The organism is Streptomyces sp. NPDC058279, from assembly GCF_042881255.1.
In the GTDB taxonomy this organism is placed as follows: Bacteria; Actinomycetota; Actinomycetes; order Streptomycetales; family Streptomycetaceae; genus Streptomyces.
On sequence record NZ_JBHVYA010000009.1, the window covers coordinates 217415 to 229505 of the forward strand.

At 74.6% G+C, this 12091-nt stretch carries 12 protein-coding genes and 1 pseudogene; 6 read left to right on the plus strand and 7 right to left on the minus strand.

Annotated elements, in window-relative coordinates; genetic code table 11:
• Window positions 1-31: 31 nt before the first annotated feature.
• Window positions 32-709, minus strand: a pseudogene (locus ACFVXJ_RS19475) (phosphoribosyltransferase); the annotation flags it as partial.
• Window positions 710-890: 181 nt separating this feature from the next.
• Between ACFVXJ_RS19475 and ACFVXJ_RS19480 the strand changes: the two are divergent.
• Complete coding sequence (locus ACFVXJ_RS19480) at window positions 891-1874, plus strand: XdhC family protein (protein WP_389663114.1); 984 nt, start codon at window positions 891-893, stop codon at window positions 1872-1874.
• 122 nt (window positions 1875-1996) lie between these two features.
• Window positions 1997-2437, plus strand: coding sequence for a DUF6479 family protein (locus ACFVXJ_RS19485; protein ID WP_389663116.1), 441 nt, complete (start codon window positions 1997-1999; stop codon window positions 2435-2437).
• A 67-nt stretch (window positions 2438-2504) separates the two neighbouring features.
• Here ACFVXJ_RS19485 and ACFVXJ_RS19490 read toward each other — a convergent pair whose 3' ends face one another.
• Both ACFVXJ_RS19490 and ligD read right to left on the minus strand, forming a co-directional pair.
• Window positions 2505-3443, minus strand: a complete 939-nt coding sequence (locus ACFVXJ_RS19490) for an ATP-dependent DNA ligase (protein ID WP_389663118.1) — start codon at window positions 3441-3443, stop codon at window positions 2505-2507.
• Window positions 3440-4324, minus strand: a complete 885-nt coding sequence (ligD, locus tag ACFVXJ_RS19495; protein ID WP_389663119.1) for a non-homologous end-joining DNA ligase — start codon at window positions 4322-4324, stop codon at window positions 3440-3442. Before ligD ends, ACFVXJ_RS19490 begins: the two co-directional genes overlap by 4 nt.
• Before the next feature lie 31 nt (window positions 4325-4355).
• On the opposite strand from ligD, the gene ACFVXJ_RS19500 reads away from it, so the two are divergent.
• Window positions 4356-5468, plus strand: coding sequence for a Ku protein (locus ACFVXJ_RS19500; protein WP_389663120.1), 1113 nt, complete (start codon window positions 4356-4358; stop codon window positions 5466-5468).
• Window positions 5469-5654: 186 nt separating this feature from the next.
• Here ACFVXJ_RS19500 and ACFVXJ_RS19505 read toward each other — a convergent pair whose 3' ends face one another.
• Window positions 5655-6452, minus strand: coding sequence for a nuclease-related domain-containing protein (locus ACFVXJ_RS19505; RefSeq protein ID WP_389663122.1), 798 nt, complete (start codon window positions 6450-6452; stop codon window positions 5655-5657).
• Between the two features lie 186 nt (window positions 6453-6638).
• Here ACFVXJ_RS19505 and ACFVXJ_RS19510 point away from each other — a divergent pair, with 186 nt between their 5' ends.
• From ACFVXJ_RS19510 to ACFVXJ_RS19520, 3 genes are all read left to right on the plus strand, one after another.
• Window positions 6639-7220 (plus strand): hypothetical protein, encoded by a 582-nt coding sequence (locus ACFVXJ_RS19510; protein WP_389663124.1) that lies wholly within the window; start codon window positions 6639-6641, stop codon window positions 7218-7220.
• Between the two features lie 153 nt (window positions 7221-7373).
• Window positions 7374-8051: a hypothetical protein gene (locus ACFVXJ_RS19515; RefSeq protein WP_389663126.1), complete on the plus strand. Its 678-nt coding sequence runs from the start codon at window positions 7374-7376 to the stop codon at window positions 8049-8051.
• On the plus strand, window positions 8048-9292 hold the full coding sequence (locus ACFVXJ_RS19520; RefSeq protein WP_389663127.1) for a histidine kinase dimerization/phospho-acceptor domain-containing protein: 1245 nt from the start codon (window positions 8048-8050) through the stop codon (window positions 9290-9292). Before ACFVXJ_RS19515 ends, ACFVXJ_RS19520 begins: the two co-directional genes overlap by 4 nt.
• 684 nt (window positions 9293-9976) lie before the next feature.
• Here ACFVXJ_RS19520 and ACFVXJ_RS19525 read toward each other — a convergent pair.
• The 3 genes from ACFVXJ_RS19525 to ACFVXJ_RS19535 are packed head-to-tail and all read right to left on the minus strand — an operon-like array spanning window position 9977 to window position 11929.
• Window positions 9977-10243 carry a hypothetical protein gene (locus tag ACFVXJ_RS19525; protein WP_389663129.1) on the minus strand — a complete coding sequence of 89 codons (267 nt, stop codon included), beginning with the start codon at window positions 10241-10243 and terminating at the stop codon, window positions 9977-9979.
• Window positions 10244-10253: 10 nt separating this feature from the next.
• Window positions 10254-10970, minus strand: a complete 717-nt coding sequence (locus tag ACFVXJ_RS19530; protein ID WP_389663130.1) for a TetR/AcrR family transcriptional regulator — start codon at window positions 10968-10970, stop codon at window positions 10254-10256.
• Between the two features lie 29 nt (window positions 10971-10999).
• Entirely contained in the window at window positions 11000-11929 is a 930-nt protein-coding gene (locus ACFVXJ_RS19535) for a diiron oxygenase (RefSeq protein ID WP_389663132.1), read from the minus strand.
• Window positions 11930-12091: the final 162 nt, after the last annotated feature.

Here is a 12091-nt window from a genome sequence, read left to right on the forward strand (position 1 = left end):
GCCCGGGGGTGCCGGGGGTTCCCGGGAGGTCGGGGGTTCCCGGGAGGTCGGGGGTGCCCGGGGCTCCGGGAAGGCCGGGGGCGTCCGCCGTCAGCAGGGTGATGACCAGGCTGTCCGGGGTCTGGGAGAAGTCGCGGTACCACTGGCCCACCGAGGAGAAGCCGGGCGGGGTGGTGAGGCAGACGAGTTCGTCCGCCGAGGCGGCGAGGCGGGCGGCCGCGTCCGGCGGGGCCACGGGCGTGGCCATGACGACGTGGCTCGCGCCCTGCGCGCGGACGACCTCGCAGGCCGCCGCCGCCGTGGCGCCGGTGGCGATGCCGTCGTCGACGACGATCGCGGTGCGGCCCGCGACGGCCAGGCGGGGACGGCCCGAGCGGAAGCGTCGGGCCTGGTCGGCGAGTGCGGCGCGCTCCGACCGTTCGACCTCCGCCATGTCCTCGGGGCGGAGTCGGCCACGGCGGACGACGTCCTCGTTGACGACCCGTACGCCACCTTCGCCGAGGGCGCCGAACGCCAGCTCGCGGTGGCCCGGAACACCCAGTTTGCGTACGACGATCACATCGAGCGGGGCGTCGAGCGCGCGGGCCACGTGAAAGGCCACCGGGACGCCGCCCCGGGGCAGGCCGAGCACCACGGGGTGCCGGGGTCCGTAGCGGCGCAGGGCCTCGGCCAGGCGGCGGCCCGCGTCGTCGCGGTCGTTGAACAGCACCCTTCGAACCAACGCCTCCCGGCGGTGTGGCGCAACTCGTACGAAGGAGGTGGTGCCGGGTCTGTGGGTTTTGGGGGATGGGTAGGCGTAGGCCGTGTGCGTAGGTTGACAAGAAAGCCACCCGGCGCCGCTGACCAGGCGCTTTGTGGCAGGCTCGGACGATGAGGATGGGGCGGACGCGATGCGTGAGCTGGTGGAGACGGCGCGGCGGTGGGTGGCCGAGGGGCGGGACGGGTACCTGGCACGGCCCGTCACCGAGCAGGGGTTCGGGCCGCGCGACCCGGCCGGGGCGGTGCTCGTGGACGCCCGGGGCGACTGCGTCGGGGCCCTGTACCGGGGGGTGTTCGACGCCGAACTCGTCGCCGAGGCGCGGTTGATGGCGGCCGGCGACACCGCGCGGGTGTGCGAGGTCTCCGTCGGCGCCGGGGAGGCGGTGGAGGCGAAGCTGACCTGCGGCGGGCAGGCGGAGGTGCTGCTCCAGCCGCTGTCCGCGATCCCGGCCGAGTGGTGGGAGCAGCTCGGCGCGGGGCACGGCGTGGCGCTGGTGACCCGGTTGAACGAGGCCGCGGACCGGGCGGTGAGCGAGGTCGTACGGGCCGTCGCCGCGCCGGCCGACGACGCCGCGCGGCGGGCCGCCGAGCTGCTGCGTACGCGACGGCCCGGCCGGGACGCCCTGTACGCGGGCTCGGGGCTGGTGCTGGTGGAGGCGTACCCGTCGGAACCGCAGGTGGTGATCGGCGGTTCCGGTGAGCTCGCGGAGATCATCGCGCGGCAGGCGACGCTGCTGGAGTGGGGCGCGGTGACGGTCGAGTCGGCGGCCGAGGCGGAGAAGGTGCTGGGCGCCCACCGGGACGCCGCCTGCCTGGTGCTGCTCAGCCACGACCCGGAGTTCGACGTGCCGGCGCTGCGCACCGCGCTCGCGCTGGGCATCCCGTACGTCGGCGCGCTCGGCTCCCGCCGGACCGCCGCCCGGCTCCGCGACGGCCTGCTGGCGGCCGGGGTGACGGAGGCCGAGCTGGCCCGGGTGCACGGGCCGATCGGCCTCGACCTCGGTGCGCGGACCCCGGCGGAGACGGCCCTGACCATCTGCGCGGAGATCCTCGGGGTGCTCGGGGGCCGGGAGGGCGGGGGGCTGCGGGACTCCGAAGGTCCGCTGCGGGGGTAGCGGGGCCGTCGGCTCCCGGGAGGGCCCGGGACGGGGTGGCGCCCGCGTGCCCCGGACGGGTTCTCCCCACCTTGGGTGAATAGATCAGGTCAATACACCCGGAGAGGAGGAAAATAGTACGTATGAACATGCTCGCCTCGGACGACGCACCGAATTCCGTTTGGTTCCTCTTCATCGGGTTCTTCATCGTCGCGTTCCTCCTCGCCGCCTTCAAACTGGGCCAGTGGGTGCGTGCCAAGGAGCCCCCGCCGCCCACTCCCGAGAGTCAGCCGCACCTGCCCGACGGGGGCGCCGTGCACGAGGTGCGGGAGGAGCGGGACCCCGTGGAGTTCCCCGAGAGCGGCCTGCGTCCGCACGAGATGCAGGGCTTCGGCAACTTCGGGTCCACCACCTCCGCGCATCCGGACGAAGTCCGCGCGGCCCGGGAATCGGGGTACCAGCACTCGCACCCGCACGCCGGCCGGCGCCCGTCCTCCGAGGTCACCGAGCCTCCGCCGCCCGCGCCACCGACCCCGCCGGAGCCGCCGGTGGCCCCGCCGCACGGGGGGACGGACCACACCTGACGCCGCCCCCGACCGCCCGGACGGACCTCGACCTCGGACCTCTGACCGCGCTGCCGCGAGGCGCGCGTCAGAGGTCCGTCCGCAGTCGGAGCACCTCCGGCGGCGGATGGCGCAGCGAGGTGTGCCGGACCTCCGCCGCCAGCGGCGGGTCGAGCGGACGGTAGGCCACCTCCCCGAGCCCGATGGCCGTGACGGTGGCCGGAGCCGGCGCGCCCGCCCCCGCCCCCGCCGTCGCCGCCGTCGACTCCCCTGGGGCCCCGCCCGCACGGGCGGCCAGGGCCTCGGACAACTCCCTGCGCAGGGGCGCCGACAGGGGGCTCGACACGAGGGGCGCCTCGTCGTCGCCCGGCACGAGCAGCACCAGCGCCGCCGGCCGGCGCGGCGTACCGGTGTAGCCGATCACCGCCGCGTCCCGGACGTCGGTGTGTCGCAGTTTCTGCCAGGCGCGCCGGCCGGCCGGGTAGGGCTGGTCCAGCCGTTTGACGACCAGGCCCTCGATCCCGCTGGCGGGCAGCGTCTCGTACCAGGTCGCGGCCAGCTCCGGATCGGTCGTCATCGGCACCGGCTGCAGGGGCGGCCCGAGCGGGAGCAACAGGTCCACCAGGAGCGCCCGACGCCGTTCGTACGAGCGGCCGCGCACGTCGACTCCGGCCAGCTCCAGGACGTCGAACGCCGCGTACGAGGCCGGCAGGCTCTGGGCGAGCGCCGGGGCGCGGGTCGCCGTCGCCGCCGCCCGCCGCTGGACGAGGGCGAAGTCCGTGCGCCCGTCGTGCCAGACCACCACCTCACCGTCGAGCACGGTCCCGGCGGGCAACCGCTCCGCCGCCCGGGCCAGGTCGGGGAACGCACTGGTCACGATCCGGCCGGAACGGGCCTGGAGCACCACGCCGTCCGCACCGCGCACGATGACGAGACGGTGGCCGTCGAACTTCGGTTCGTACGCCAGGCCGGGCGCCCGCGGCAGGGTCCGTACGGTGGCGGCCAGCGCGACCCGGACCCGGCTCACGGCAGGGCCCCGGCCTGCGCGGGGTCGGTGAGCGGGGCGAAGAGGTCACCGTCGCGGGCCAGCCGGGGCGCGATGTCGTCGGCCAGGAACACCAGGTCGGCGGGGTTGGCGCAGGCCGCCACCTCCTCCCACGAGACGGGCGCGGAGACCGTCTGGCGGGCGCGGGCGCGCAGGGTGTAGGGCGCGGCGGTGGTCTTGGCGGCGGCGTTCTGGCTGTGGTCGACGAACACCTTGCCGGGCCGCAGCGCCTTGGTCATGCGATGCACGACGAGCTCCGGGAGCTCCCGTTCGGCCTCCTGGGCGAGCCGCTTCGCGTACGCGGACACCCGCGCGGAGGGGGTCGGTTCCAGGGGCGCGGACAGGTGCAGGCCCTTGGCGCCGGAGGTCTTGGGGTAGGCGTGCAGGCCGTCGGCGGCGAGCCGGTCGCGCAGCCAGAGGGCGGCGGCGCAGCACTCCACGACGGTGGCGGGCGGGCCGGGGTCGAGGTCGAGGATCAGCCGGTCGGCGACGGCCGGGCTGCCCGCCGTCCACTGGTGGACGTGGAACTCGACGACGAGGTTGGCGGCCCACATGAGGGTGGGCATGTCCGCGATGACCACCTGTTCGGCGGACGGGTCCTCCGAGCGCGGGACCGGGCTGGTCCGCACCCATTCGGGGGTACCCGGCGGCGGGTTCTTGGTGAAGAAGAGCTGCCCGTCGGGGCCGTCGGGGTAGCGCAGGAACGACACCGGCCGGTTGTGGACGTGGGCCAGCAGGGGCTGCGCGACGGTGGCGTAGTAGTGCAGCACCTCGCCCTTGGTGAAACCGGTCTCCGGGTAGATGACCTTGTCCAGGTTGCTGAGCGCGATGCGCCGCCCCTCCACCATGGTGATCGGCGTCATACGATGAGATTGCCACGAAACGGGAGGAACTGTGCGATCCATCTGGAATGGGGCGATTTCCTTCGGCCTGGTCAGCATTCCGATCAAGCTCGTGAACGCCACCGAGAGCCACTCGATCTCGTTCCGCCAGATCCATGTGACCGACGGCGGACGGGTGCGGTACCGCAAGGTGTGCGAGCTGGACGGCGAGGAGGTGTCGGCCGCCGAGATCGGCAAGGGGTACGAGGAGGCGGACGGCTCGATCATCCCGATCACGGACGAGGACTTGGCGCGGCTGCCGATCGCCACCGCCAAGACGATCGAGATCGTGTCGTTCGTACCGGCCGACGAGATCGATCCGCTCCAGATGGACGCGGCGTACTACCTCGCGGCGAACGGTGCGACGGCGGCCAAGCCGTACACCCTGCTGCGGGAGGCCCTGAAGCGCAGCCGGAAGGTGGCGATCGCGAAGTTCGCGCTGCGGGGGCGGGAGCGGCTGGGGATGCTGCGGGTCGTCGACGACGTGATCGCCATGCACGGACTGCTGTGGCCGGACGAGATCCGCCGCCCGGAGGGGGTGGCGCCGGAGACGTCGGTGACGGTGCGGGACGCCGAACTCGACCTGGCGGACGCGCTGATGGCGACGCTGGGCGAGGTGGACATCGAGTCGCTGCACGACGACTACCGCGAGGCCCTGGAGGAGATGATCGCGGCGAAGGCGGGCGGGGCGTACGAGCCGGCCGAGGCCGCGGCGGAACCGGCCGGGCAGGTGATCGACCTGATGGCGGCGCTGGAGCGGAGCGTGCAGGCGGCGAAGGCGTCGCGGGGCGAGGGCGGTGGCGTTCCCGCGGAGGCGAAGGCGGGAGCGGGGGCCGGGTCGGGGGGCGAGGCCGAGGTGACGCCGATCCGGCGGAAGGCCGCCGCCGCGCCCAAGGCGGTGGGCGGCAAGAAGTCCACGGCGACCTCCGGGTCGGGGGCGGCGAAGAAGACGGCGTCGGGGCGGAAGTCCACGTCGGCGTCGTCGTCGTCGGCGTCGGCTTCCGCGAAGAAGACGGGGTCGGCCGGGGGCAAGTCGGGCGGTACCAAGTCCACGTCGGCGGCGGCGAAGAAGACGACGGCGGCCGGCAAGAAGGCGGCGACACCGCGCAAGCGGCGCTCGGCGTGATCCCGCGCCCTGGCCGGGACGCTGCACGGTTGCCCTGGCCGGGACGTCAAGCGGGCCTCCGCGAGGCGTTGCCCGGTTGCGCCGGGCGGGGTCGGTGTACGCCTCAAGCTCCCCCGCCACCTCCCCCCGCCACCTCCTCCGGACTCCGTCCGGGGGCGGGGCTGGGGGTCGGTGGGGCCGCGGGGGTTACGGGAGCCAGGTCGTGGTGTCGCGGGCCAGGGAGAAGAGGGTGTCCGGGTCCGGGGGTTTGAGGGTGGGGGTGGCCGTCGTGAAGTAGGGGGCCGCCGTGTGGGGTTGCAGGACGAGGACGTCGCGCAGGGTGGCGGCCGCCTCGACCGCGGAGGCGTCGACCACCGCCACCACCGGGGTGACCGGCGTGCGCAGGGCGAGCGCGGCGTGGGCCGCCGCGCCGCGGACGTGGCGTACGTCGGGGCGGGGGTCGGCACGGCCCACCGTGACCAGCAGGTCGCCGACCCGGACCCGGCGGCGCCCGCCCGCCACCGTGACGACGCAGAACACCCCGGCCGGCCCGATCAGCAGGTGGTCGATCAGGCCGCCGCCCGGGAGCGGCACGGCGTGCAGGACCCGCCAGTCCATCGCTTCGAGGGCGTCCAGCTCCGCCCCCATCAGTTCCCGGGCCTCCAGCTCCCGGCGCAGCCGGTGGCGGGCCCGGGTGCCCGGTGAGCCGTACCCGAGTTCCCCCAGCAGCGGTTCACCCGGGCGGTTCGGGGCCAGGTCCCGGTCCGGGGGAAGGGCCAGCCGGAGCCGTTCGGCGGGCGTGGGCACCGGCGGCGGCCCGACGGCCGGTTCACCGCTCAGGTAAGGGCGCAGGGCGGCCAGCACCGCCTCGCGGCGGGCCTCCTCCAGCAGGCTGACCCGGTTGGCGCGCCGGTCGTACCAGGCCACCGCCCGGCCGTCCGGCAGGTTGACGAACAACCGGCCGCGCCCGGGCCGTCCGCTCGGCAACACCGTGAGTCCACGCATCGCCCTCACCCCCGGCGTCCATGGGAACAGGCGATGCGCCGCCCGGCAATCCCCCGTACGCGGCACACCGTGCGACGACTCCTACGGGACGCTGTCGGCTCACCGTTACAAGGCCATCGCCCTACCGCAACGGCGCGCCCCTACGTTGGGACGTCCCCGGCCGAGCCCGACCGCAGGAGGAGTCCCGTGACCACCGTCAGCCGCCGCACCCTCGTGCGCGCCGCCGCCGTGACCGTCTGCGCCGGCGCGCTGCTCGCCGCGCCGACCGCCGCCGCGCTCGCCGAAGGGCCGCCGGCCGCCTCGGCGGGGACGCGGACCCTGGTGAGCAGCCTGTCCCTGGCCGACGGCCGGTCCACGGCCCGGGTCTACCGGCTCCCCGGTGACACGTACGAGGCCGACGTGCTGCGCGACGGCGCCCGCGTGGCGTCGCTGACCAGCCGTCCCGGCGCCCCCGGCACCGGTGAGACGCGGGGACTGCACATCGCGTTGCGGGCGGACGGCCGGCTCTCGTCCTGGGTCGGCGCCATCGCCCCCGGGCCGGGCGGCCACGCGTTGGCCGGCGACGGACACAAGACCGCGACCCGCGGCCGGCCGGTCTCCGCCGCCGTGGCGCCGCGGAGCGCGGCCGTCGCGGCGCTGCGCTCGTACGCCGTGCCGGACGGGCCCGGCAACGGGGCGCTGCTGCTCGCCGCGGGCGGCGGAATCGCGGCCGTCGGCGCCGCCGGGCTGGGCTTCGCGATGCTGCGGCGGGGTCGTACGGACGCCTGACACCGCGCGCCCGGCCGGCTGCGCGTCACGCGGGTGACGCTCCCCCGCCGCCCGGGCGTCGCCCATGTGTGCGGGCGAAAGCGGACCGGGTCGGCCTAAGGTTGGCGGGAACCCGACCGTCACCCCGGACCGTGTCAGAGGAGGCCCGCCGCTGTGCGCACGCTCGTCTTCCGCACGGTCATCGGGCTGCTCCTGCTGCCGCCGCTGGCGGCGTGCGGTGATCCGGGCGGGCTGGTCTCCGCCGGTCCGACCCCGACGGCGAGCGGGCCCGTACGACTGTGGCCGTGGCGCGCGGGCGCCGACGTACCGCCCGCACCGCCCGGGGGCGTGCCGCCGGTGTACGTGCAGGGCTTGGCGCCGGTGCACGACCAGAACGTGCATGAGGTGGACGCGGTGGCGCTGGTGCGGGCCGATCTGAGCGCCCACCGGGGCGCCGTGGTCGGCCCGGACGGGATGCCGAAGGAGACCGCCGACGCGATCGGGGCCTGCGGGACGGAGGCCCCGGAGCGGTGCCCGGTGCTCGACCCGTACTACCGGGACCTCACGGGGAACGGGAAGGACGAGGTCGTCGTCGGGATCGAACTGCCCGACCACATGATGTCCGTACGCGCCTACACGGCCGACCCGGACGGACGGCTCAACCGGATCATGGCGACCACCGAGACCGTCATCGACGTCGAGCTGGCCGGTCAGAACGTGGTGCTGCGCGTGCCGAGCGGGCATCCCGGATACGAGCTGATCAGCACGTGGTCGTGGGACGACAAGCAGCGGAGCATGCTGCCGACGCGCGAGCAGATCGTACGGGTGCCGGCGCGCCCGCGGACGTCATGAGGGCCCGGCTGCCCGCGTGGACCGCCCGGCTCACCTGGAAGTCGGCGTGCTTCATCGTGGTCATGTGCTGTGCGCTGGCGGCGGCGCTGGGCGCGCTCGTGCACGTCGAGGTCACCCGACAGACGGTGTCGAACGCTCGCGACCGCGCCCTGGAGAAGCTGGCCGACGCCACGCGCGCGTACGAGGCGGGCGAGGCGCTGCCGCCGCGTTCGTCGCTGGACCCGGCGGGTCTGCCGGAGTCGCTGCGGCGGCTGGCGGTGGGCGGACGGCGGGGCACGGTGGTGGCCGAGTACCGGGGGCGGCAGGTCATGTGGGCGGCCGGACCGGCGGATGGCCGGGCCCTCGCGACGGCCGTGGACTACAGCCAGGCGGCGCGCACGATCAGCGGGCTGGACCAGGCGATCGTCGGCTCCTCGGTGCTGGCGATCGGCGGCACGCTGCTGTTGGGCGCGTTCGCGGTGCGGCGGGTGACGCGGCGGCTGCACCAGACGGCCACGGTCGCGCGGCGGATCTCCCAGGGGGACCTCGACGCGCGGGTGGGCGACCCCCGGACGCGGGACGCCTCGCGCCACCAGGACGAGGTCGCGACGGTGGCGGGCGCGCTCGACACGATGGCGGCGACGCTCCAGGGCAAGCTGGAGCGCGAACAGCGGTTCACGGCGGACGTCGCGCACGAGCTGCGGACACCGCTGACCGGGTTGCAGGCGGCGTCGGAGCTGCTGCCCGAGGGGCGGGCGACGGAGCTGGTGCGGGAGCGGGTACGGACGATGCGGGGGCTGACGGAGGACCTGCTGGAGATCTCGCGGCTGGACTCCGGCCGCGAGGTGGTGGAGACGGACCTGCACCAGTTGGCGCGGCTGGCGCGGCGCGTGGTGCGGGCGTCGGGGACGCCGACCGAGGTGGTCGTGGTGCGGGACGCGCTGGTGGAGACAGACCGGCGGCGGCTGGAGCGGGTGCTGGGGAACCTGGTCGCGAACGCGCACCGGCACGGGCGCGAGCCGGTCGTCCTGACGGTGGACGGACCGGTGGTGACGGTACGGGACCACGGTGACGGGTTCCCGGAGTACCTGATGACGCGGGGGCCGCAGCGGTTCCGCAGCGAGGGGTCGGGGCCCCGGGCCGGGAAGGGGCACGGGCTGGGGCTGACCATCGCGGTCGGCCAGGCGGGGGTGATCGGGGCGCGGCTGGAATTCCGCCGGGCGGAGGGGGGCGGGGCGGAGGCGGTGCTGCGGTTGCCGTGACGTTGCCCTGGCCGGCCGTTTTTGCGGGGCACCGCGGGGGTTGCCCGTGCCGCCGGGCCGGTGCCCTGGCCGGGCGTCTTCGCGGGGCACCGCGGGGGTTGCCCGTGCCGCCGGGCCGGTGCCCTGGCCGGGCGTCTTTGCGGGGCACCGCGGGGGTTGCCCGTGCCGCCGGGCGGGGTCGGTGTTCGCCTCAAACGCCGGCGGGGCTGGGGGTGGTTGCGCCTGGGCGGGGGGGTCGGGGCGTGGACGGGGTGGGCATGATTTATGGCGCCCGAACCGGCTTCCACTGCCGGGCGGGCCGACCCGCCACAAATCACGTTTTAGCCCCGGTCGACCCCCCCCCCCGCCCCCACCCCCGACCAACACCTCCAGCCCAACCAGAGGGGACAAACCACCGCCCGGCCGTCAACCTCAGATGACCGCCGGTCCCAGCGGAAAGACAACCGCGGACTCATTCATGCAGCCCAGGGCAGGACGAGGATCAGATACCCACCCGGCCCCGGCCCCATCCCCAGCCCCGTGGGGGCACCTCCCAGCGGTAGCTGGGGGAGCTTTGAGGCGAACACCCACCCCGCCCGGCCCACCGGGCAACCCCCGCGGGACCCCGCACAACGCCCCGGCCAGGGCACCGGCCCGGCCCACCGGGCAACCCCCGCGGAGGCCCGCAACACGACCCGGCCAGGGCTACGGCCCGGCCCACGGCCAGCGCGCGCGGAGGCGGGGGCGGGTGCCCTCCGGACGGAAGGTGTACTTCCAGCCCTTCTGGAGGCCCAGGCGTTTGGTCTGGCCCGCCGGGACCCGTTCGTACAGCAGGACCGTCGGGGCCGCCCCGTCCGGGTCGGGCACCGGGATCTCGTACCACTTCGGCGGGTGACCGGTCGGGCCCAGCAGGATCGGCAGGGACCGGCCGTCCATCGGACCGCCCTCGAACGGGGTGGATTCGCTTCTCACCCCTCCAGTGTCACAGCAGGTGGGCCGCTTCGGAGACCACCGGGATCACCCGCCGGGCCAGCACCCCGACCGGGCCGTCCGCCGATTCCAGAGCCAGGGCCGCCCGCGCGGCGGCGGCCGTCTGGGGGTCGGTGGCGGCGGTGGCGGTGAGCAGGGCGATGAACTGGTCCACCAGCCAGTCGCGGAGCGAGCCGACCTCCGGCTGCTTGCCCTCGTCGATCCAGTTCAGCGAGGCCCCTTCCACCGCCGTGATCCAGGTCCGCACCATCATCCGCAGCCGCGGCCCGGGTTCCGGGACGGCGAGGTGCACGAGGATCTGTTCGGCCGCCGCGCGGCGGATGCCGTCCACGGTCGCCGTCGTGCGGGAGGTCTCCACGACGCTGCCGCCCTGGAGCAGCGCCGCGAAGCCGGTGTCGTGTTCGTCGACGAAGGCCAGGTAGCGGTCCAGGGCCCGGGACAGCCGCTGGGTCAGCGGCCCGGCCTGGGGCTGGGCGAAGCACTGTGCCAGCAGTTCCGCCGCCGAGCGCAGGGCGGCCTCGTAGAGCTGCTGCTTGCCGCCGGGGAAGTAGCGGTAGACCAGCGGGCGCGAGACCCCGGCGGCCTCGGCGACGTCGTCGAGGGACACCTCCTCGGGCGCCCGGTGCGCGAACAGCGACAGGGCCGCGTCGAGGAGTTGGGCCCGACGCTCCTCGACGCTCAGCCTGCGGTACGCCCGTACGGTTGTCATGCCCGCAGGGTAACCCCGGGCGGCGCGGGTCAGGCGAGGAGTCCCGAGCTGCGCCAGAGCCTGCGGCCGACGCCGCGCAGGACGCCGATGTCGTCGAGGAAGTCGGTGAGCCGTTTGGCGCCGGTCTGCATGACCTCCCGCCGGTGGCCGCTGGCCTTGACCTGGGCGACGGCTTCGCGCCGGTCCAGGCCGATGTTCTCGTAGACCTGGGGGTTGACGAAGGCCAGCGAGAAGACGCGGGCGGCCTCGCCGCAGCTGACGCGGGTGAGTTCCTGCTCCCAGCGCGGGGCGGTCAGCATCTGGCGGCGCAGTTCCTCGCGGGCGTAGCGGACGTGTCGGGCCTCTTCGATGACGTGGATGCGGGTGACCCCGCGCACGAGCGGCTGGACGCGCTCGTCGGGGAAGGTCAGGCGCTGCATCCAGTCGAGGATCTCCTCGCCGAGGAGGGTGCAGGCGAAGGAGCCGGGGGTGGTGGAGACGGTCTTGAGGACGCGGGCCAGGTTGTGGTGGGTGCGCGAGACCGGGTAGGCGGGGGTGTCGGCCTTGCGGATCATCCGGGCGAACATCATGGAGTGCCGGCATTCGTCGGCGATCTCGGTGAGCGCGTAGCGGACGTGGTTGCTGACCAGCGACTTGTCGTAGATGTGCCGGACGAGCAGTTGCATCAGGATGATCTCGAACCAGATGCCGAGGGAGCCGAGCGCGGCCGCCTCGTGCCGGGAGAGGTCGATGCGCTGCTCCTCGCCCATCTTCTTCCACAGCGGGGTGTCGTAGAGCGAGAGCAGTTCGGGCGGCCAGTAGTACTTGCCGTCGATCGGCGGGGCGTCCCAGTCGAGTTCCTTGTCGGGGTCGAAGGAGTGCTTGGCCGATGATTCCAGCAGTCGTTCGGCCGTCTCCTCGCGGTCCTTGAGGAGGCCGAGCGCGTCCCTCGGCGCTGCTCGATCGGTCACGGTCGTCATGGCTTCGGACACCTCGCTCGTCGAGTTACCGGCGGTCACTGCTTATGAGACTGCCTGTCAGCAAGACCGTCAATCCCCTGGGCGCGACTTGTTGACCCCGCGTCTAGCAACGTGTGACGCTGCGGACGGTGGCCAACTGTGCAGTCCGGTACGCGAGTACAT

Bases quoted from the DNA above. Each gene is read 5' to 3' on its own strand.
- ACFVXJ_RS19480 (WP_389663114.1), top strand. From the start codon at position 891: ATGCGTGAGCTGGTGGAGACGGCGCGGCGGTGGGTGGCCGAGGGGCGG.
- ACFVXJ_RS19485 (WP_389663116.1), top strand. From the start codon at position 1,997: ATGAACATGCTCGCCTCGGACGACGCACCGAATTCCGTTTGGTTCCTC.
- ligD (WP_389663119.1), bottom strand. From the start codon at position 4,324: ATGACGCCGATCACCATGGTGGAGGGGCGGCGCATCGCGCTCAGCAAC.
- ACFVXJ_RS19505 (WP_389663122.1), bottom strand. From the start codon at position 6,452: ATGCGTGGACTCACGGTGTTGCCGAGCGGACGGCCCGGGCGCGGCCGG.
- ACFVXJ_RS19520 (WP_389663127.1), top strand. From the start codon at position 8,048: ATGAGGGCCCGGCTGCCCGCGTGGACCGCCCGGCTCACCTGGAAGTCG.
- ACFVXJ_RS19530 (WP_389663130.1), bottom strand. From the start codon at position 10,970: ATGACAACCGTACGGGCGTACCGCAGGCTGAGCGTCGAGGAGCGTCGG.
- ACFVXJ_RS19535 (WP_389663132.1), bottom strand. From the start codon at position 11,929: ATGACGACCGTGACCGATCGAGCAGCGCCGAGGGACGCGCTCGGCCTC.